The sequence below is a fragment of the Vibrio sp. Vb0888 genome, assembly GCF_033338835.1.
Taxonomy (GTDB): domain Bacteria; phylum Pseudomonadota; class Gammaproteobacteria; order Enterobacterales; family Vibrionaceae; genus Vibrio; species Vibrio alginolyticus.
On sequence record NZ_JAWOTL010000003.1, the window covers coordinates 1 to 19,726 of the forward strand.

Sequence of the window (19,726 nt, forward strand, 5' to 3'; positions counted from 1 at the left end):
ATTAAGGAGTAACGCATGACGAAGTCTCTCTTTCGCCAATCGTTTTTAACTGACACGTTAGATGTTCATATTGATGTTGCACCAGCGGAGCAGGTGCTTTCTAGCGGTGTAAAACTTAAACTCTATCAGCGTGGTGTATTAGAAGTAATCCCTGCGAATTATACTCAGGATACGAAGAACATCATCATCTCTTGTGGGGTTCACGGAGATGAAACCGCACCGATGGAGCTGGTGGATTCCATTATTCAAGACATAGAATCTGGGTTCCAGACGGTCGATACCCGTTGTCTGTTCATTATCGCTCACCCAGAGTCCACTCTGGCGCACACGCGATTCCTCGAAGAAAACCTCAACCGTCTGTTTGACGAAAAAGAACACAAACAGACAAAAGAGCTTGTTATCGCCGATACACTTAAGCTGCTTGTTCGAGATTTTTATCAGGATACCGACCCGACAACACGCTGGCACCTTGATTTACACTGCGCGATTAGAGGCTCGAAGCACTATACGTTTGCAGTAAGTCCTAAGACTCGTCATCCTGTGCGCAGCAAGGCATTGATCGATTTCTTGGACAGTGCACACATTGAAGCTGTGCTCCTGTCAAACTCACCATCGAGCACGTTTAGCTGGTACAGTGCCGAGAACTTTGGTGCGCAGGCTCTCACGATGGAGCTTGGACGCGTGGCTCGTATTGGTGAAAATGACCTCGATAAACTGACCGCGTTTGATTTGTCTTTACGTAATTTGATTGCGGAAACGAAGCCAGAGCACCTACCAAAACCATGCATTAAGTATCGCGTAAGTCGCACAATCGTTCGTTTGAACGAAGACTTTGACTTTATGTTCGACGATAATGTTGAAAACTTCACCTCATTTGTTCACGGCGAAGTGTTTGGTCATGATGGCGACAAACCACTAATGGCGAAGAATGAAAACGAAGCGATTGTCTTCCCGAACCGCCACGTCGCAATAGGTCAACGTGCAGCTCTGATGGTTTGTGAAGTGAAAACCCGTTTTGAAGAGGGTGAGTTGGTTTACGATTAATCCAACATTGCTTTGAGAAGTTAATTGCAATTTACCGAGGCTTAACTGTAAGGTTAAGCCTCGTTTGTTTTTATCGGCCGCTATGGATTTTCAACAACTTATCCTGAACAAGGAACGACGCTGGCAACGTAACCTGATGGTTATGTCGATCGTGCTCGCTGTACTCTCTGCCATTCACTTGATGGTCGGAGAAATTTTCCTTTCTCCTTTTCAATCCTTATCTGCATTTGAACAGAAGTTATTGGTGGACTTGCGTTTACCGAGGTTAGTGTCTGCGGCAATTATTGGTGCTGCGTTAGCGGTATCTGGCGCGACGTTACAAGTGTTGCTTGGGAACGTGTTGGCTGAACCTGGCGTGCTTGGTATCTCTGGTGGCGCAAGCTTAGCAATGGTCTTAATCATGTTCGCGTCACCTGTTCTTCCCACCCCGATTGTTTTTATGTTGGCAGCGATTGCAGGCTCGATGGTATTCACGTTTGTTTTGGTGGCGATAGCAAGGGCAATGGACCTGACGACGGCTCGATTGCTTTTGGTTGGGGTCGCATTGGGTATTTTATCGAGCGCGATTGTGACGTGGGCATTTTACTTTAGTGATGATCTCAGTTTACGCCAACTGATGTATTGGTTAATGGGTAGTATTGGCGGTGCAAGTTGGTATCAACATACCGTTACTTTGGTGATGTTACCGGTGCTCATCTGGTTATGTTGTAAAGGCAAGTCGCTTGATAAATTGATGCTGGGTGAGATTCATGCGACCCAATTGGGTGTCGATGTGCATCAAATGCGTTGGAAATTGATCCTCGCCATTTCTGTTTTGGTGGGTAGTTCAGTCGCTTTGGGTGGCATCATCAGTTTTGTTGGTTTGGTGGTGCCGCACTTGTTGCGTTTGGCTTTTGGTACGGAAAACCGTTATTTATTGCCACTTTCTGCAATATCTGGTGCTGCGTTGCTTGTATTTGCTGACATCGGCGCAAGACTGTTATTGGACTCCGCAGAGTTACCTTTAGGTGTCATGACAACATCGATTGGCGCACCTATTTTCATCTGGATGCTGGTGAAGAGTCATGATGCACGTTAAACATATGTCGGTTGGTAGTCGATTATTGCCTCTTTCTTTTGAATGCAAAGCTGGCGAAATCGTACATATCGTTGGGCCTAATGGTTCCGGTAAGAGTACTTTATTGGCTGCGATTTCTGGTACGTTAAGTCACCGAGACGGTATGAGTGGTGAAGTGTACGTTGGCAACAAAAACTTGCTTACTTTACCGTTGTCAGAGCAAGCTCATGTTCGAGGTTATTTGTGTCAGCAATCGCGCCCAGCGTTTAATGTTGATGTGTTTCAGTATCTCGCTTTATCTCTGCCAAGTGGTGCTGAGATTGCGGATATCAAAGTGCGTGATGCCGTCAATATGGTGGTGGAGCTGGTACAACTGCAAGATAAGCTTCATCGCAGTATTCAAACATTATCCGGTGGTGAGTGGCAGCGTGTCCGATTAGCAGGCGTATGTTTGCAGGTGTGGCGTACCATTAATCCTTTTTCGCAGTTTTTAATTTTGGATGAGCCAGCAGCACCGTTAGATATTGCGCAAGAGGGTCTGCTCTATCAATTGATTAACGCTATGGCGGCGCAGGGAATTGGAGTATTGGTTGCTAATCACGATCTCAATCGCACATTAAAGCACGCAGATAAAGTATTGCTGCTTAACAACGGTGTGCTGCACTCATCAGGAAGTGCCGATACTGTGCTAACGGAAGAAGCTCTCGGGGAAGTGTTCAATACTCAAGTCAAAAAGGTCATCGTAGATGAGCAACCTTATTTAATCTTTGATTAGTATTTAGGGACAATAAAAAAACGACCTACTTGAGGTCGTTTTTTTAATCGAGAAAGCCAAACTCAACGCTTATTGAGTTAACGGTTTTAGATCTGCTGGGCGGTAGTAAACAGATTTGAGTACTTTGCCTTTACGAATGGTTTTACCTTCCGATACGAAATCTTCGGCGCATTTCGCGATGATGTATTCACCTTTCTGCACCGCCATCAACTTGATGCCTTGTTCCGCGTAGAATGCTTCTGTTTCTGAGTACTCTTGCTCGTTACGGCATACTTTGCTCATGTTGCTTGAATGGACTTCATCCCAGCAAGGAATAAATTCGATACCACGGTTTACCGCAACGTTTAATAGAAGATCAATTAAGTAGCTGATCGCCAGGTTGTCTTCTACTTTGCTGTGGCCAAGATGAACGAGACGGCCCATTAATACATACACGCTGTCTACGATGGCATCTGCTTGCTCAGTTTTACAATCTGCTTCTGCTAGCTCTGTTAGCTCTTCGATCGCCAAAGAGGTGTGTAGTGTGTCTGCTTGCGTATCAAGGCTTGCAGCGTCTGCGACTGGTAAGTCGAACGTACTACGGAACTCGGTGATATCACGGTATAAGTGATCAAAAATCTCTTGGGTTAGCTTTGACAGTTGCATTCTAATTTCCATTGAATCGATTGAAGCGGCAATGATACCAAACCGCACTTTGAACCCCAAGGGCATTGCATCTAACTGGTGATAAATCTGCCTTTGGGAATGGTGGTGCTTAACGAAATAGGTAAGGGAACAGCTTTTTACGTTCTTCCTCTGAAAGGGCGGAAACACGAGCGATGTTCGTATCGGGAATGGATTCAGGATCAGGATAGTGTTTTAGTACCTTTTCCATACTCTCTTCGCGAATCAAATGGAAGATCGGGTAAGGAGAACGATTGGTTAGGTTTTCGTCGTCTTCAGGCCTTGCGCCGCCAAAACAGTAATCAGGATGGAAAGTCGCTACTTGGAAAACACCTTCCCAGTTTTGCTGCTTAATTACTCCTTCAACCCAATCTATGCAAAAGTTGTAGTCCCAGAAATCTTGTAGCATGTTGGGAACCACAACCAACGTGGTCTCAAGTTGTTCGGGTTCTGTGTTACTCAGCTCAATCAGCTGCAATAAAATATCTTCTAGAAGCGCTTCTTCTTGAGTCGCTTCACTAACAAAGATTTTGATTTGTTTATTACGTTGCGGCTTGGCAGCAAATGGACAAAGGTTGAGACCGATTACTACATCGTTGAGCCATTGATCGACCTGTTGAGTGATCGCTTCGATATCTGTGTTTTGTGTTGAACGCGTTGACATACGACTTTCTGGTTTTTATTAAAGTAGCGCAAGCATAGCAGAGTTGGTTATCCAAGTAACCAGAGAGGTATTACGCAAATGAGCGTACCTTAGCTACTCTTTAAACTCGCAGCGTCAGGTGTTTGGTCAGTATGCTTTCTTTCGGCAATGTGTTTCAAATACGCAATTGCAGCAAACATCGCTAGGTAGACTGCGCTTCCTCCCATAAGAACACTCGACCAACCACCATGTTGCCAACAATAAAGAAGTAAGAATCCTCCTAAGCTACCGCCTACGTAGTAGTGTACTAAGTAGAGCGCTGTCGCGGTGGCTTTGGCGCGAGTGGCGTTCTGACCGACCCAACCGTAGGCGAGGGTATGAGTAAAGAAGGCACCAAAACTTATCAGCAACAACCCAAATAGCATTGCAGTCAAGCTTTCAACCGCCGCAATCCACATCCCCGCCATGCTCACTATCGCGCCTAAGAACATACCGAGGATTGATGAATAACGTTTACTCCAGTGGCCTGCGCAACGAGAGGAGAAAGTCCCTCCCAAGTAACAAATAAAGATCAGTGAGGCCAACCCGACGGGCACATTGTGAGGTTCACTCACCAGACGGAAACCCATGACGGAGTAAAGGTTGACGAACAAAGCAAAGTTGAGTCCTCCTATCAGCATTGCGAACCACACGCGTTGGTTTTTAAAATGACCAATAAGCGCACGATTTTGATAGCGCAAGCTGCTTGATGACGGGGTGAAGTTGCGCTGTGTTGGCAATAAATAGTGAACGCCAATGACACCAAGAAGAGTGAACACCATCATAACTTCAATGGCGACATCAACACTGAAATTGTCCGCCAATAAGCCGCCGCTAATACGCCCTGCAATACCGCCTAATGAGTTAGCCGCAATGTACGTTCCAATTGCCATCGAGAAAGCGTGCTTGTCGAGCTCTTCTGCCATGTAAGCCACGGCGACTGCAGCAAAAGCTGCGAGCGCGACACCGATCAGTGCTCGACATACCACCAAAAACAGAAATGAGTCACCAAATAGCATCAAAGCGGAAAGGGTAGGAATCGAAAACAGACCAGCCATCATGACTGGCTTTCTTCCCACTGATTCTGACAACACAGCCATTGGAACGAGGCTAAAAGAGAGAGCGAGTGTTGAGGCCGCAAATAACCAGTTCACTTGCGTTTCTGAGATCGTGAAAATTTGAGCAAAAGTGGGCAGCATTGGCTGTAGTAGGTATAAATTTGAAAAAACCAAGAAGGAACCAAGCGCTAGCGAGAGCGTAATGCGTTTGTATTCCGGTGTGCCAAAACTGACCATGAATCCTGCCTAATGTGAGCAAATGGAGAGACTGTGATCAATCTATCAGTTCGTTATAAATTAAAAAAATATATTAAAAATATGGACACCATATATTTTTGATCTAATGGAATCGAAACAACTTAAACATTTTCTGGCGGTCGCTGAACACGGAAACATTACCCATGCGGCGAAAGCCCTGCATATTGCCCAGCCCGCATTAAGCATTTCTATCAAAAAGTTTGAGCAGTCTTTGGGCGTTACCCTATTTCGCCGTGATGATAAAAAAATCAGCTTAACGAAAGAGGGCGAAACGTTATTTGTACATGCTAAGCGGGTGATTCAACAGTTGCACGACGCGCAGCTCGCGATTGATGAGTTGAAAGGTTTAGCGAAAGGCGAAGTAAGACTAGGGACGCCATCAATGATGGGCAGTTATTTCTTTCCACGAATTGTGATGGCGTTTAAAAGCCAATTCCCTGAGTTAAAATTGACCTTGGTCGAAGCTGGAACTCAATCGATTCGTCGTATGCTGCTCAATGGTCAACTCGATATTGGTGTGATCAGTTGTGATAATGTGCCTGATGATCTAGAAACTGACCATTTGTTTACTAGCCAAATGGTCGCAGTTGTTTCACCTGAGCATGAGTTAGCCCAGCGACACGCTCTTACTTTTGATGAGTTCTTTGAACACGATTTGGTTATGTTTCAGCATGGCTATTTTCACCGCGAATTTTTGGATCAGGTGAGTGAGGAGCATGGGTTTACCATGAAGTCATCATTCGAGACCAACTTACTGCCTTTGATTTTGAGTATTGTAAAACAAGAGTTTGCGATTACCGCGTTACTGGAATTGGTGACTCAACATGAGTCGGGCGTTGTTGGCTTACCGTTTGAACCACCAGTGACGCTGGATCTGGCACTTGCTTGGCGCAAGCAGGGGTATTTATCAATAGCAGATCGAACGTTTATCGACTTTATCAAGCGCTACGTTTAAACGCAGCGCAGATTCATCGTCCGAGCACTAGTCGCCTTTGTACATCTTCTCGAAGTTCTTTGGGTTCCAGCCAATCATTACCCGATCACCAATTTTTAAAACTGGCACTGAACGAGCACCAAGCGCATCAAGTTCTTTGCGACCGCGTTGCATCTTAGCATTGCACAAACGATAGTTAATATTTTTCGAATCCAGATAACGTTGAGCATCTTTGCAGTGAGGGCATTTGTCTTTGACGTAAAGGACGACACGTTTCATTGAGTTTCTCTCCATTATCATTGGGAGGCGAAGTTTAACGGCCTTTCACAATAAATGAAAGGCGAAAGCTAAGGTGAAACTGTCCTTTATCTCAGGTATATTGAGCGCCTTTATTTTGTCATAACAGACGTTAATTCTATGCATCCGTCACTTCGATACATTCAAGGCTACCCACAAAACATCGTAGAGCAGGTGAGCTCATTGATAGCGAGTGGCAAGTTTGTTCCTTGGTTCGAAAAGCGTTATTCCGATAGGCACCAAATCAAAAGCGAAAGGGCGCTCTATGAGTACGCCATGGCAATCAAAAACCGCTACATGAAGAAAGCCGCGCCAATCAGTAAAGTTGTCTACGATAAGAAAATTCACGCGGTAAACAACGCGCTTGGTTTGCACAGTGTAATCAGTAGAAACCATGGCGGTAAGCTGAAGTCGAAAAACGAGATTCGCATTGCCAATGTATTTAAAGATGCGCCCGAGCCACTATTAAGAATGCTGGTGGTACATGAGTTGGCACATACTCGTGAGAAAAACCACGACAAGGCGTTCTATCAGTTATGTTGCTATATGGAGCCTGAGTATCACCAACTCGAATTTGATGCTCGTTTGTTTATGATTTACCTCGATTTAAAAGCGAATTTGAATGAAGAACAATAATCACAACGCGAAGCAAGCAAAGCCAAAGGCTTCAATGGCGGGTCAGAAGAAAGACGCGAATAAAGACAAGCCGAAGCGTGTTAAAGACAAAGTTGCGCGCAAATCCCCTCAGCCTGCAGGAAAGAGCGAAGTCGAGTTCATAAAAATAGCGAAGAATGGTTTGCATGAGCGTAATGTTCATCGAGGTCGTTACGATTTTAAAAAACTCGTGGAAAGTGAACCACAGTTAAAGCCATTCGTTATCAAAAATCCGAAAGGGGAAGATTCCATAAACTTCTCTGATCCTAACGCGGTTAAAATGCTCAATAAAGCATTGCTTGCTGCGTATTATGGTGTCGAGTTCTGGGACATTCCCGACACCTACCTTTGCCCACCGATTCCGGGCCGCGCTGATTACATTCACCGAGTGGCAGAACTACTTGATAGTGAAGTAAAAGGTCAGTACGCGCACCAAAAAGTGAAAGCGTTGGACATTGGCGTGGGAGCAAACTGTATTTATCCGATTGTTGGTGTAACAAAATACGGTTGGCACTATACGGGCAGCGATGTCGATCCAAAATCCATCCAATCGGCTCAAACGATCGTAGAGCACAATCGTGTTTTGAAGGGAAAAATTGCACTGGTACAGCAATACAATGATGCCAATATTTATCGAGGTATCATTCAACCGAATGATCGTTATGATGTGACGACATGTAATCCGCCATTCCACCGTTCGGCGGAAGATGCCGCTATGGGCAGCCAGCGTAAAATCGATAATCTAAAAGCAAACCAGCGCAAGAAAGGGCTAAAACCTCAAACCGCACCAGTAAAGACAAGTAAGCCTGCGTTGAATTTTGGCGGTCAAAACGCTGAATTGTGGTGTGAAGGCGGAGAAGCGGCGTTTATCCGAAAAATGGCGAATGAAAGCCAAGCTTTTGCCGCGCAGGTTTTGTGGTTTACAACACTCATATCCAAAAAAGACAACGTTCGCCCGATGCGCAAGCAGCTTGAAAAATTGGGTGTGAAAGCCATTCGTGTGGTTGAAATGAGCCAAGGACAGAAAGTGAGCCGCTTTGTAGCTTGGTCATACATGGATAAGCAACAGCGCAAAGCATGGATTGAACTAAAGTAACGTTGACCGTTTCACACTGAACAATAAAGTAGGAAGCCCGCTGATATCAGCGGGCTTCTCTTTTTGGGAGATCTAAAACTTAATGATGGGCTCACAATCTAGTGAACTGAGAGTGACAAAGGTATCTGTTTTGGCGTAGTACAAGCCACAGGTTTCACCTCTTATCTGCAACGTATATTGGTCTGGAAGATCCGTATAGCTGCCATCCAGCAGTTGATTGTTGTTACCTTTTACTCGTCCTTTTTCAATCAACAAATGCGGTGAGGATTCAAATACGTTATTTGCGATTCTAGGTGCTGGTGTCCCTTGGATTTCTGCGATCGCGTTTTGAATTTCTATGACTGTTTCCGGAGAGTTCTTTTTACTCAATGCTTCAACGGGTTCTTGTGACATAGCTTGACATCCTATCAAAGAAATTGAAGTGCCTAGGAAAAGCGCAACCCGAATCAGCATTCGTAAAAAGTTAGTTGATCTCAACATGAATTGCCTCTGTTCGTAGCGGAGAGCGAAGATCGCTTAACTCCGGAGATGAAATGTTACGCGGCATGGCGTTGAAACTTGAAGGGGATACTGGCGGACAGGTTCCTGTTTCCATGTAGTTTAGCGCCGCAGAAAGCATACCTTCAGACGGATCGCCTAATGGTTTTGTTAGGTCATCATTGACCCAGCAACCTTCCACTCTATTGTTTAAGCCTAGCTCGGTATTGATTTGGCTCTTTGGAGTAGGAATAAAACCATCAGCGAAGTCGCCAAATTTTTTCTCGTTCGCCGACTTGAACTGAATAGTGTAGTACATAGTGCCGCAGTTTTGTTCTGGTGAGAACCCATACGGTTTACCTGTGGTTGTTGAACCTATTTGGATAACCTCCACATCAATGCCGCGCAAAGCGTTGATTAGCAGTTCACTTGAGGAAGCCGTGCCTCCTGAAGTCAGCACATATACGCGCTTTTTGTTCAGTGTCGGAAGCACTTGATCCGAATATTTCTGTGCTGCCCAGTCTATTGCTAGATTCGTAAAGCGATAGATGTTATCCCCATCTTTAATGGTACGCATCACTTTGTCATTATGAATCAACTCACTGAAGACTCGGTTCTGACCAGCACCGCTTAGCATGTAGCCTACTTGCGAGGACTGAAGGACTAAGCCACCGCCGTTGTAACGTAAATCAACGACGATCTCGTCAACATTCTCTGCTGAGAGCGTACTGAACGCCTCAATAAGCGGGGCTTGAGCGCTTGGTTCAAAGGAGTTGTATTGCAGATAGCCGATCCGCATACCATTTTGTGTAATCACTTTGGCATTTTTAACTGGAGAGGTCATGACATCAGAGGCGGTAAGCGTCACGGTTTTCTCTAGACCGCCAACACTCTCAAATGTGAAGGTGTAATCTTGATTGATGTCAGGGTTAAAGAGCGTTTTATTAATAAAATCAATGTCGGACTGACTACCGGTGTTAACCACATCAATATTATTGATTTTCAGAAGCTTATCACCACGAGCAATGCCGCTTCTATCAGCTGGCGAGGCTTCTTCAGTGTAGGAAATACGAACGTCTCGAGGTTGTACGCCACGTAGGAATGCCCAGTTAAAACCAAATCCAGCAACTAAACCGGATTGCGATGATTTCATATCATCCTCATAAGGGACGGTAAAATGGAAGCGATCTTTTGGTTTACCCTTCGCGGTAGTAGCAGAGGTGACCAGCGTATTGAAGTAATCAGTAACAGTTTTGTAGTTTGCTGGATTATTATCAGGAACCTCGTCATACCATAGATACGTTTCGTTAGTAAAAGCTCTTAAAAAGAGTTTTTCGTGTAATGCAGAGCCCAATTTATCTGGATAGGCGGCATAGTTGTCATATGGGTCCAGTCCGACGCGGGGCGTTTCACATTGGTTGATAAACGTTTTCGACGGTTGGCTAAAATCATGAACTTTCCACGTTGGACCGTTTGCACTGCTAGTGGACGGAGTAGGTGATGAGCTATCACCGCCACCACCGCCACAGCCTTGTAATAATGCGAGAGTGACTGCCGTTGCTAAAGAATACTTAAATTTCACTTTTCTATGTCCTTATAAATAATAGAATTATAATTATGTGTTTTGCTTTTGTTTTTATTAGCTAGGTGAATGTATTAATTTAATTTGTTCGTCTGCAAATTTATAGTTAAATATTGTGAGGTAAATAACGTAAAAAAGTTGTCTTTTATACTTAAGCTAAATTAGTCATTACTTAAGTTTTCTGTCTATTTCAAAAGAGCTAACAAGACAATTAATAAGTGTGAAATTAAGACAAGTTCTTAGTTGACTAAGCGACGCTTGCTAAATAAAAAATCAGAATTAGATTCAGGAAACGCTTTGAATCAATAGTTTGGTAGGGATATATGATGTTATCTCGGGGGTGTTTGATTTATTTATCTGATGCTTTAACTTAATTTAGTGAGTTGAGCGACGTGCTTTAATAAGCTTCCGTCAATGTTAGGTAAATCATCAGCGAAAAATATCTGAGCACCGGGAGTGCAGCGCATTAATATATTTGTTAGTTCACCTTCATTGTTGGAAGTGTTAACTGCGTTAAGTTTCGCTAATTTATTACAAAGCTCGTCCTCTATTTGCACTTTCTGCTCTTCGGTGAGCCTAATGCGACCTATACATACGCCTGGGTTGATATCATGAGAAAGCGAATCTTGTTGAAATCGCTCTTTGAATAAGGTGTCTAATGCCGTACCTTCTTCCATAATAAATCGACGACCAGAACGGTAAAACAAGCCGTCTCCGAAGTTTTCGACATATCCTAGAATTTCCGCGATACGCAAATAGAATCGTAAGCTTGTATCAGAAAGTCCGTAAGTTTGGGCTATCTCTTGCGGTTTAATATCACGAGAAGTCAGCATATAAATAAAATCAAGTAAATAAGGATGCTCAACGAAAAGGGCGCTCTCTTCATCTGTTAGCATTTGCTCGTTTTGGTGCTGAAGCTCGTTGGCTAAGGTTGCGAGTTCGATGAGATCGGTATTCAGGTAGTTCAGATAAATAAGTACTTTATCCAAACCTAAAGCTGGATTATGTAGGTGGCGTTTAATACTAGATAAAGGGATGCCACTTTTCTCTGACAAGGAATTGTAGCAAAGCCCTTCTTCTTTAATCTTTTGTCGTAGCGCTGCAAGTAAAAACTTTGGTCCAACATTCATCCTTGAATATCACCTTATTCGTTATTCCGTTTACTGGCTGATATTTTGCCTTTCAAGCAGCAGGTTTCGAATCGCTGTGCCTGCTTCTAGAATGTGCTTTTTCAGTAGGTACTTGGCGCCTTCGATATCGCGATTTTGGCACATTTCAAACAAGCTTAAGTGCTCTTCTTCTGCCTTTTTAATGCCTGTAGTAAACAATAGCTGCATGCGTATGTATCGGTCACACTTTGTGTTCAGGTTGTAAATGACGTCCATAGTTTCAGGCATGTTGGCTGGCGCATATAGGGCTTTGTGGAACTCGTAGTTGTAGTTGCTCCATTCTTCTACTTCGTCGCCACTGTTCACTACTGACTCGAAACGTTCGCGAACTTCGCGCGCGCGTTCAAGGTCAGCGTCTGTCATATTTTGAATCGCGCGCTCTAAAATGTGGCATTCCACGACAGCGCGCAGTTCAAATAGCTCATTGATTTTCTCTGGAGATAGCTCAGTGACCGTCGCACCTTTGTGAGGTTCAAAGCTAACGAGTCCTTGTGCTTCCAATTGAACTAACGCTTCACGCACAGGAATTCGGCTAACATTAAACTCTTTTGCTAACGCATCTTGACGTAAAGGTTGACCAGTTTTTAACTCGCCCTTCAAGATCTGAGTTCGAATTGCTTCCTCAACGAGCTGAGTACGCGTTTTAAAAACAGGTTTCTGTGACATTGAAGTCTCCCGTGAAATTAATATTGTATCCAATCCATTTTACTTTAGTAGTTTATTGTTTTTCTGGCACAAACCAACTAGGAAAGAAGGTTTTGAGAAGTAGAGTGAAATAAAAGGCATCAGTTGATGCCTTTTTGAGCCATTTGGTGATTTTATTGGGACACACTGCCATCTATGGCGCGTTGAATACCCAGTGGGTTCAACACTTTTAATGAATCCGGCAATAAAGATTCTGGCAAAGCTTGATAAGCGACCGGACGCAACCAACGATGAATAGCCTCCGCACCGACAGATGTTGAGGCAGAATTGGTTGAAGCAGGATATGGTCCACCATGAACCATAGCGTAACCAACCTCGACGCCAGTTGGCCAACCGTTGAATACAATGCGTCCCGCGATTTCTTCCAAACTTGGAAGCAGTTGCTTCGCTTGTTCTTCGTCTTCAGCGGTAGTGTGAAGGGTTGCGGTGAGCGAGCCAGTCAGTGAATCACTCAGTTTCAACATGTCATCGAAATCTTCACAGATTACGATTAACGATTGAGGACCAAATATTTCTTCCTCCCATTGCGGGTTTTCACGCCAGTTTTTACTGTCCGTCACGAACAGTGCTGGTGAGACATTGGTCGCTTCTGCTTGTTCAGAACGAGTGACGTTAATGCCTGTTTCGGAAGCTCGCTTATCCACTTCGGATTCATACGTTTCTCGGATTCCTTGCGTTAGCAAAGTGGCCGTTGATTGTTGTCGAATTAACCCTTGAGCGATTTCGATAAAGGCTTGCGTTTCTGGGCTATTCAAGACAAATACAACGCCTGGTTTTGTACAAAATTGTCCACAGCCCAAAGTCATAGAAGCCACAAATTCTTCAGCCAATGATGCGTTTGCCCGTATGGCTGAAGGGAGAATAAATGTTGGATTAATCGCCCCTAGTTCGCCATAGAAGGGGATTGGCTCTGGTCTTTGCTGGGCTAGATTGAACAGCGCACGGCCACCACCGACTGAACCTGTAAACCCAACCCCTTTAATTTTTGGATGGGTAACGAGTGCTTGGCCAAGTGCACGTTTGTTACCTTGCAATAGCGTGAAGATGGCTTGCGGTAAGCACTCTTTCTCAAGTGCAGCCTCAATACACTCAGCAACAAGTTGACTGGTGCCAGGGTGGGCGGTATGGCCTTTTACAATCACAGGGCAGCCAGCAGCCAGTGCCGAAGCCGTATCACCTCCTGCAGTAGAAAATGCGAGCGGAAAATTAGACGCACCAAACACGGCGACAGGGCCAATTGCTATTTGCTGACGACGAATATCTGGTTTTGGCAGTGGTTGGCGGTTTGGGTTTGGCGTATCGAAAATTGCTTGATGGTGATTACCCGATCTCACAACCTCGGCAAATAGTCTTAATTGGCTCGCGGTACGTCCTATTTCACCGCTTAAACGTGCTTCGGGAAGGGCAGTTTCTAAATGAGCACGAGCAACGATTTCTTCACTCTTTACTTCCAATTCAGAGGCGATAGAGCAAAGTAAGCTCGCTCGCTTTGCATTACTTAGTTGGCGAAACTCACGCGCAACGCTTTGGGCGGCTGAGGCGGCTTGATTAACTTCTTGCTCTCCATGTACCGGAAACGCAATAGGTAGAGGCTCACCAGTAAAGGCGTTGACTGCGTAAAAAGTGGTTGGTTCTTGTGGGTTCATCATTCTTCCTTACTATCCTTATTACTTCACTTCAAATCCGTACGCATATGGGTCTTCATCGTCTACCCATATCGTGTTGTGACCGTATACTTGTGCCCATCCTTCAATGCTTGGCAAAATAGCCGCTTTGCCATTCACTTCGGTAATGCCTTCTATACGTCCTTGAAATAGGCTGCCGATGATACTTTCGTGAACAAAGTCTTCCCCTTGATTGAGTTTGCCTCTTGCATGCCATTGCGCCATACGTGCACTTGTTCCCGTACCACATGGCGAACGATCCAACGCTTTGTCGCCGTAAAACACAGCATTTCGGGCGGTGGCGTTTTCTTGAGTGGGCTCACCGGTCCATAGCACATGAGAAACACCGCATACTGTTGGATCTTCTGGATGTACGCATTCAACCGCTCGAGATACCGCTTCGCGAACTTTTGGTGAAAGCATCAATATTTCATCTGGAGAGTAGTGTTCAAGTCCGGCGTAGTTTTCTTGAGGATCGACGATTACGTAATAGTTTCCGCCATAAGCAACATCGACAGTGAGCTCACCTAAGCCCTCTATGTCCACGGTTACGTCTTGGTGGGCAAGGTAAGCTGGTACGTTAAATATCATCACCGACGTTACCTTGTCACCTTTTATTTGGTAGTGCACTTCGATTTGTCCTGCTGGGACATCAAGTATCAAACGTCCTTCTTTTTTGGGAGTGATAAGGCGGTTCTCGATAGCGGTAGTGACGGTTCCAATGGTGCCGTGGCCACACATTGGTAAGCAGCCACTGGTTTCAATAAACAGAATTGAAGCGTCTGCGTTATCGCTGCAAGGAGGCAAGACAACTGACCCCGACATCATTGAGTGTCCGCGAGGCTCAAACATGAGTGCCTGACGAATCCAATCATAATGCTCAAGAAAGTATTGGCGCTTTTCGCTCATGGTATTGCCTTCGAGTGGAGGCACACCGCCTGCTACCAGCCTAACTGGGTTGCCGCAGGTGTGGGCATCAATACAGAAAAAAGTTCCTTGTCTCATTTTTCGCTCCTTGCTGAAAAAATGGTTGAATTAAACAATAGTGATGTTAACGTAATGTAAAATATATTGTATACAATCTACGTTTTCAAGTGTGACTCGGAGCATATTTATGTTGGTCAAGGATGAAACTAAAAAGGAAAGGATCGCTGTGATAGGTGCGGGGATTATTGGCTTATCAATTGGCTTGAAATTGCAGCAGCAAGGTTATCAAGTCACGATTTTTGATCCCAATGGCGTGGGGAATGGATGCTCTAAGGGAAATGCAGGCCATATCGCGACTGAGCAAATCTTCCCTCTTGCAACGCCAGCGCTGCTTCCACAATTACCTAAAATGCTGCTAGATCCCAAAAGTCCGGTTTCGATCCGTTGGCAAGATATTCCAAACACAATCGGGTGGATGATTCGTTTTCTATTACAAACCAAGCCATCAGCCGCGGAGCGGGCAAAAAACGCGATTAAGAGTCTTAACGAGCGGTCAGTGGAAAGTTGGCGTGGCGTGCTTGATTCAATCGGAAAAGCGCATCTAATAAAAATGAATGGTTCATTGCTCACTTTTGAAAACGAGAAACTGTTTCAGAATTATCAAAGCACGCTTAACTCACTGGCTAAAAACGGTGTGGCGTATCAAGTTTGGACACAAGAGGAGATTCGAGAGCGGATACCTGATCTCAGCCATAAGGTTCGTGTCGGCGTCTTTTTTCCCGATACAGGTCATACGCTAGACCCCTATCAGCTCTGTGTTGAGCTAAGTGAAGCTTTTGAAGTTATTGGCGGTAAGGTTTTACAAAAAGATGTATCTGCGTTGGCGAAAAATGGCGAGGTGCTGGTTGAGTCTCAAACGTATTCATTTGACCGAATCATTGTTGCTGCTGGTGTACATTCTAAGCCTTTGATACGGCAGCTAACCGGAGTCAAAGTGCCTATTCAAGCCGAGCGTGGTTATCACCTAATGGTGGATGACAAGCGTGATGTACTGCCATTTCCTATTAGCTCTGCCGATAGAAAATTCATCATGACTCCGATGTCTGGCGGGCTACGCTTGGCAGGCACTGTTGAGTATGCCGATGTAGAATCACTACCCAATATGAAACGTTCAGAAATGCTTTTTCAGTTAGGTGATGAGATGTTTGAATCGGAGTTAAATCCACTCAAGCAAGGAGAAAAGTGGATGGGTAATCGGCCTTCAACAGTCGACTCGTTACCGGTTATTGATAGCATTTGGGATGGAAATGTATTACTGGCATTTGGCCACCAACACCTTGGATTAACTCAAGCGGCGATTACGGCAGATCTCCTTTTAGAGCTTATCGAAGGAAAGCCGACATCGATTGATCTATCACCTTTTTCATTACAACGATTCGCCTGAAAAAATTTAATATTAAATATTGTATAAAATATATTAAATGCTAATGTTAACTTAATTTTAACAAAAACTGGTGTCCAACAGCCGTACTCGGATGCCTCCAGAAAAACAACCAAAAGGAGTAATACATGTCACGAATGACCAAAGCACCATTGGCACTGTTGATTTCAGGAATGCTGTTGGGGACTTCTGCTTATGCTGAAGACAAATTGACGGTCGTATCTTGGGGTGGTGCATTCACCAAGAGCCAAGTGGAGGCATATCACAAGCCTTTCATTAAAAAAACAGGTGTTGAGATCGTATCCGAGGATTTCAGTGGCGGATTAGCCGAAATTAAAGCGCAGGTGGAAGCGAACAACGTGCGCTGGGATTTGGTGTCTCTCGACAAGCCGGACATTGTTCGTGGTTGTGCCGAAGGGTTATTAGAACCAGTGAACCCAAGTATTTTGCCTCCGGGCGCAGATGGAACACCAGCACAAGAGGATTTTATTGATGGTGCGATTCACGAGTGCGCAATCAATACCATCGTTGTGTCCACTGTATTAGCGGTGAACGAAGACGCGTTTAAAGGTAAGGCTTTGCCAAGCAAGTTGACCGATCTTTTTGACCTAAAAACTTTTCCAGGTCGACGTGCATTGCAAAAACAACCTCAGGGCAATCTTGAGTGGGCACTATTGGCTGATGGTGTAAAGCCAGAAGAGGTCTACAGCCTGCTCGAAACCGAAGCGGGGCGTGAGCGTGCTTTTGCTAAGTTGGATACGATCAAATCAGAAGTACTGTGGTGGACAACAGGTGCCCAGCCACCTCAAATGCTTGCAGACAAAGAAGTGGTGATCGCCTCGGCGTTTAACGGCCGAATCCACAATGCCCGTAAAGATGAAGGTCAACCATTTCGGATTATATGGGACCGTCAAATGGGTTACATGAATGGATGGGCGATACCTAAAGGGAGTGAGAACACAAAGCTTGCATTGGACTTTATTGCTTTTTCTTCAGGAACAAAACCATTAGCTGATCAAGCTAAGTACGTTGCCTATGGGCCTACGCGTAAGTCGTCTTCGGCGGAGGTGAACCCAGACATTTTAGCGAACCTTCCTACCGCACCTCAAAACTTCCAAACCGCCTTCCTGATTAACGATGAATGGTGGTCAGACTACGCGGATGAACTCAATGAAGAGTTCAACACCTGGCTGCTTAACTAGGCGTTAGTTTTTGTATGGGGCCGAGTTTTCATCCATAAGCGAGGTTCCGTACTTTTCCTCAACCGTATTTATGTTTTCGGAGAAATAATGAAAGTCATCGAAGCACAGCAAGTCGCGCAATGTTTAACAATGGAGTCTCTTATTGAAACGATGCGTGAAATGTACTCGCGGCCAGCAACAATACCTCAACGCCGAGTCATGCCCTTAGAAGAGGGAGAATACGAGGCGTTTGCGCTACTTCCAGCTTGGAACCAGGAGTTGATTGCGGTGAAAGCCTTTACGTATTTCCCGCATAATCCCGAGCAAGGCAAAGATACGCTTGCATCTAAGCTGCTTGTTTTCAGACGAAACGATGGTGAGCCGCTCGCACTCGTGGACGGTAAAGTTTTAACGTTTTGGCGCACCGCCGCAGCTTCTGCGTTGGCAGCGGACTATTTAGCGCGTCCCTATGCTGATCGTCTGTTGATCTTCGGAACGGGCAATCTTGCGCCTTATTTTGCGTGGGCATACGCTGCGGTTCGCCCACTTAAGCAGGTTTATATTTGGGGGCGTAACTCAGACAAAGCCGAGGCGACGGTAGATGCCATTGTGTCATCTTCAGAGTATCAGTCGCTTCCTGATGAGCGTCGGTTCCGTGTTTCAGTCGTAGAAAATGTGGACCACGTTATCAAACACGTTGACATCATCAGCTGTATTACCGCATCAGCAGAGCCTTTGTTTAATGGCGCAGACGTGCAGCCGGGCACCCATATTGATTTGGTCGGTAATCATGACTTGGATAAGCGTGAATGCGACTCCGAAGCAGTGCAACGAGCACAGGTGTATGTTGATAGCCGTATTAATGTATTAGCCGAAGCGGGCGATCTTCTCATTCCAATTCAAGAGGGCGTGTTCACGTCAGACGATATCAAAGGGGAATTACCGCAGCTTTGCGCCCAACAAATCTCAGGACGTCAAAACGATGAGGTCATTACTTTATACAAATCAGTTGGCAGTGCTTTGGCTGATTTGGCCGCTGTAAAGGCGGTGTTGTTAGAAAATGGCATAGATAGCCATGTCTGAGCATTTTCGCTCGTTCATTTAAATTGCATACAATATACATATAAGGAAAGTAGTTCATGAAAATTGATTGGAAAGGTGTTTATCCGGCGGTCAGTACGCAATTTCGTCAAGATCAGTCAATCGACTTAGACGCAACGCAAACTGTTATAGATAACCAAATTAAAGATGGTGTGAATGGCATTATCTGCTTGGGTACTGTCGGTGAGAACTGTGCGTTGTACCCGGAGGAGAAACGCCAGGTCTTGCAAGCGGCAAAAGAAGTCGTAAATGGCCGTGTGCCTTTGATTGCTGGTACAGCAGAGTCTATTACCACAGCAGCTGTTGATTACATGCAGGATGCGTACAAAATTGGTATCGATGGTTGTATGGTGATGCCTGCCATGGTTTACCGCACGTCTGAGAGCGAAACGTTCGAATATTACCGCACGCTAGCAAAAGCAACGCCAGAAATGCCAATCATGATTTATAACAACCCGGTTGCTTATGGTGTCGATGTAAACCTCGATATCATGGCGAAACTGGCTGAGTTTGAAAGTATTGTAGCTATCAAAGAGTCGACCACTGATACTCGTCGTATCACCGAGCTTTACAATAAATTTGATGACCGCTTTACCGTGTTCAGTGGTGTTGATGACATCGCTCTTGAATCATTGATGTTAGGTGCGACCGGCTGGATTTCTGGTTTAACCAACGCATTCCCAGAAGAGTCCGTTGCGATTTATAAACTGGCAAGCCAAGGTCGTTATGCTGAAGCGTTAGAGATCTACCGTTGGTTCTTACCCCTACTGCGTTTAGACACCATTCCTACGCTGGTTCAGTGCATAAAATTGGCCGAGCAAGTCTGCGGACGTGGCTCTGAACAAGTTCGTGCGCCACGCCAACTCTTACAAGGTGAAGAGCGTCAACAAGTCATTCAAATGGTTGAACACGCGTTAGAAACCCGCTTAGACCTATCCAAATACAATCTGTAATTGTGCTG

20 protein-coding genes are annotated in these 19,726 nt (G+C 45.0%); 10 read left to right on the top strand and 10 right to left on the bottom strand.

Translation table 11 applies throughout. The features are described 5' to 3' along the window. Positions 1-15 precede the first annotated feature (15 nt). The 3 genes from R7P72_RS06085 to btuD all read left to right on the top strand — a co-directional run bounded on the left by R7P72_RS06085 (position 16) and on the right by btuD (position 2,876). On the top strand, positions 16-1,044 hold the full coding sequence (locus R7P72_RS06085) for a succinylglutamate desuccinylase (protein ID WP_017820882.1): 1,029 nt from the start codon (positions 16-18) through the stop codon (positions 1,042-1,044). 82 nt (positions 1,045-1,126) lie between these two features. Next, complete coding sequence (gene btuC / locus R7P72_RS06090; protein ID WP_054576447.1) at positions 1,127-2,122, top strand: vitamin B12 ABC transporter permease BtuC; 996 nt, start codon at positions 1,127-1,129, stop codon at positions 2,120-2,122. Then, on the top strand, positions 2,109-2,876 hold the full coding sequence (gene btuD / locus R7P72_RS06095) for a vitamin B12 ABC transporter ATP-binding protein BtuD (RefSeq protein ID WP_017820884.1): 768 nt from the start codon (positions 2,109-2,111) through the stop codon (positions 2,874-2,876). The genes btuC and btuD overlap by 14 nt, the downstream gene beginning before the upstream one ends. A 69-nt stretch (positions 2,877-2,945) precedes the next feature. Here btuD and R7P72_RS06100 read toward each other — a convergent pair whose 3' ends face one another. The 3 genes from R7P72_RS06100 to R7P72_RS06110 form a co-directional block, all read right to left on the bottom strand. Beyond that, the gene (locus R7P72_RS06100; RefSeq protein ID WP_005377875.1) at positions 2,946-3,521 is read right to left on the bottom strand and encodes a nucleoside triphosphate pyrophosphohydrolase family protein; all 576 of its coding nucleotides are present in this window, start codon (positions 3,519-3,521) and stop codon (positions 2,946-2,948) included. A 109-nt stretch (positions 3,522-3,630) separates the two neighbouring features. Next, positions 3,631-4,203, bottom strand: coding sequence for a DUF1415 domain-containing protein (locus R7P72_RS06105; protein WP_318110390.1), 573 nt, complete (start codon positions 4,201-4,203; stop codon positions 3,631-3,633). An 89-nt stretch (positions 4,204-4,292) separates the two neighbouring features. Further along, positions 4,293-5,516 carry an MFS transporter gene (locus tag R7P72_RS06110; protein WP_054576448.1) on the bottom strand — a complete coding sequence of 408 codons (1,224 nt, stop codon included), beginning with the start codon at positions 5,514-5,516 and terminating at the stop codon, positions 4,293-4,295. A gap of 106 nt (positions 5,517-5,622) precedes the next feature. Here R7P72_RS06110 and R7P72_RS06115 point away from each other — a divergent pair, with 106 nt between their 5' ends. Further along, complete coding sequence (locus tag R7P72_RS06115) at positions 5,623-6,492, top strand: LysR family transcriptional regulator (RefSeq protein ID WP_005389786.1); 870 nt, start codon at positions 5,623-5,625, stop codon at positions 6,490-6,492. Between the two features lie 27 nt (positions 6,493-6,519). Here the strand turns inward: R7P72_RS06115 and R7P72_RS06120 are convergent, their stop codons facing one another. Further along, complete coding sequence (locus R7P72_RS06120) at positions 6,520-6,750, bottom strand: glutaredoxin family protein (RefSeq protein WP_005377871.1); 231 nt, start codon at positions 6,748-6,750, stop codon at positions 6,520-6,522. A 138-nt stretch (positions 6,751-6,888) separates the two neighbouring features. Here R7P72_RS06120 and R7P72_RS06125 point away from each other — a divergent pair, with 138 nt between their 5' ends. Continuing rightward, complete coding sequence (locus R7P72_RS06125) at positions 6,889-7,404, top strand: M48 family metallopeptidase (RefSeq protein ID WP_053350412.1); 516 nt, start codon at positions 6,889-6,891, stop codon at positions 7,402-7,404. Further along, positions 7,391-8,518, top strand: coding sequence for a 23S rRNA (adenine(1618)-N(6))-methyltransferase RlmF (rlmF, locus tag R7P72_RS06130; protein ID WP_053350411.1), 1,128 nt, complete (start codon positions 7,391-7,393; stop codon positions 8,516-8,518). Before R7P72_RS06125 ends, rlmF begins: the two co-directional genes overlap by 14 nt. A 72-nt stretch (positions 8,519-8,590) precedes the next feature. Here the strand turns inward: rlmF and R7P72_RS06135 are convergent, their stop codons facing one another. The 6 genes from R7P72_RS06135 to R7P72_RS06160 form a co-directional block, all read right to left on the bottom strand. Continuing rightward, positions 8,591-8,911, bottom strand: a complete 321-nt coding sequence (locus R7P72_RS06135; RefSeq protein WP_053350410.1) for a hypothetical protein — start codon at positions 8,909-8,911, stop codon at positions 8,591-8,593. Between the two features lie 70 nt (positions 8,912-8,981). Continuing rightward, complete coding sequence (locus R7P72_RS06140) at positions 8,982-10,577, bottom strand: S41 family peptidase (RefSeq protein ID WP_053350409.1); 1,596 nt, start codon at positions 10,575-10,577, stop codon at positions 8,982-8,984. A gap of 365 nt (positions 10,578-10,942) precedes the next feature. Further along, complete coding sequence (locus tag R7P72_RS06145) at positions 10,943-11,707, bottom strand: hypothetical protein (protein WP_005377865.1); 765 nt, start codon at positions 11,705-11,707, stop codon at positions 10,943-10,945. Positions 11,708-11,737: 30 nt separating this feature from the next. Further along, entirely contained in the window at positions 11,738-12,412 is a 675-nt protein-coding gene (locus R7P72_RS06150; RefSeq protein ID WP_005377862.1) for a GntR family transcriptional regulator, read from the bottom strand. A 152-nt stretch (positions 12,413-12,564) separates the two neighbouring features. Beyond that, positions 12,565-14,097, bottom strand: a complete 1,533-nt coding sequence (locus R7P72_RS06155; protein ID WP_213907258.1) for an aldehyde dehydrogenase (NADP(+)) — start codon at positions 14,095-14,097, stop codon at positions 12,565-12,567. 21 nt (positions 14,098-14,118) lie between these two features. Continuing rightward, the gene (locus R7P72_RS06160; RefSeq protein WP_182016180.1) at positions 14,119-15,120 is read right to left on the bottom strand and encodes a 4-hydroxyproline epimerase; all 1,002 of its coding nucleotides are present in this window, start codon (positions 15,118-15,120) and stop codon (positions 14,119-14,121) included. 109 nt (positions 15,121-15,229) lie between these two features. On the opposite strand from R7P72_RS06160, the gene R7P72_RS06165 reads away from it, so the two are divergent. The 4 genes from R7P72_RS06165 (at position 15,230) to R7P72_RS06180 (ending at position 19,718) form a co-directional block, all read left to right on the top strand. Next, the gene (locus R7P72_RS06165) at positions 15,230-16,486 is read left to right on the top strand and encodes an NAD(P)/FAD-dependent oxidoreductase (protein WP_213907219.1); all 1,257 of its coding nucleotides are present in this window, start codon (positions 15,230-15,232) and stop codon (positions 16,484-16,486) included. 125 nt (positions 16,487-16,611) lie between these two features. Next, a complete protein-coding gene (locus R7P72_RS06170) occupies positions 16,612-17,685 on the top strand; it encodes a polyamine ABC transporter substrate-binding protein (protein ID WP_054576452.1) in 1,074 nt (357 codons plus the stop codon). Between the two features lie 87 nt (positions 17,686-17,772). After that, entirely contained in the window at positions 17,773-18,747 is a 975-nt protein-coding gene (locus R7P72_RS06175; RefSeq protein ID WP_213870096.1) for an ornithine cyclodeaminase family protein, read from the top strand. A gap of 56 nt (positions 18,748-18,803) precedes the next feature. After that, complete coding sequence (locus R7P72_RS06180; RefSeq protein WP_005389756.1) at positions 18,804-19,718, top strand: dihydrodipicolinate synthase family protein; 915 nt, start codon at positions 18,804-18,806, stop codon at positions 19,716-19,718. Positions 19,719-19,726: the final 8 nt, after the last annotated feature.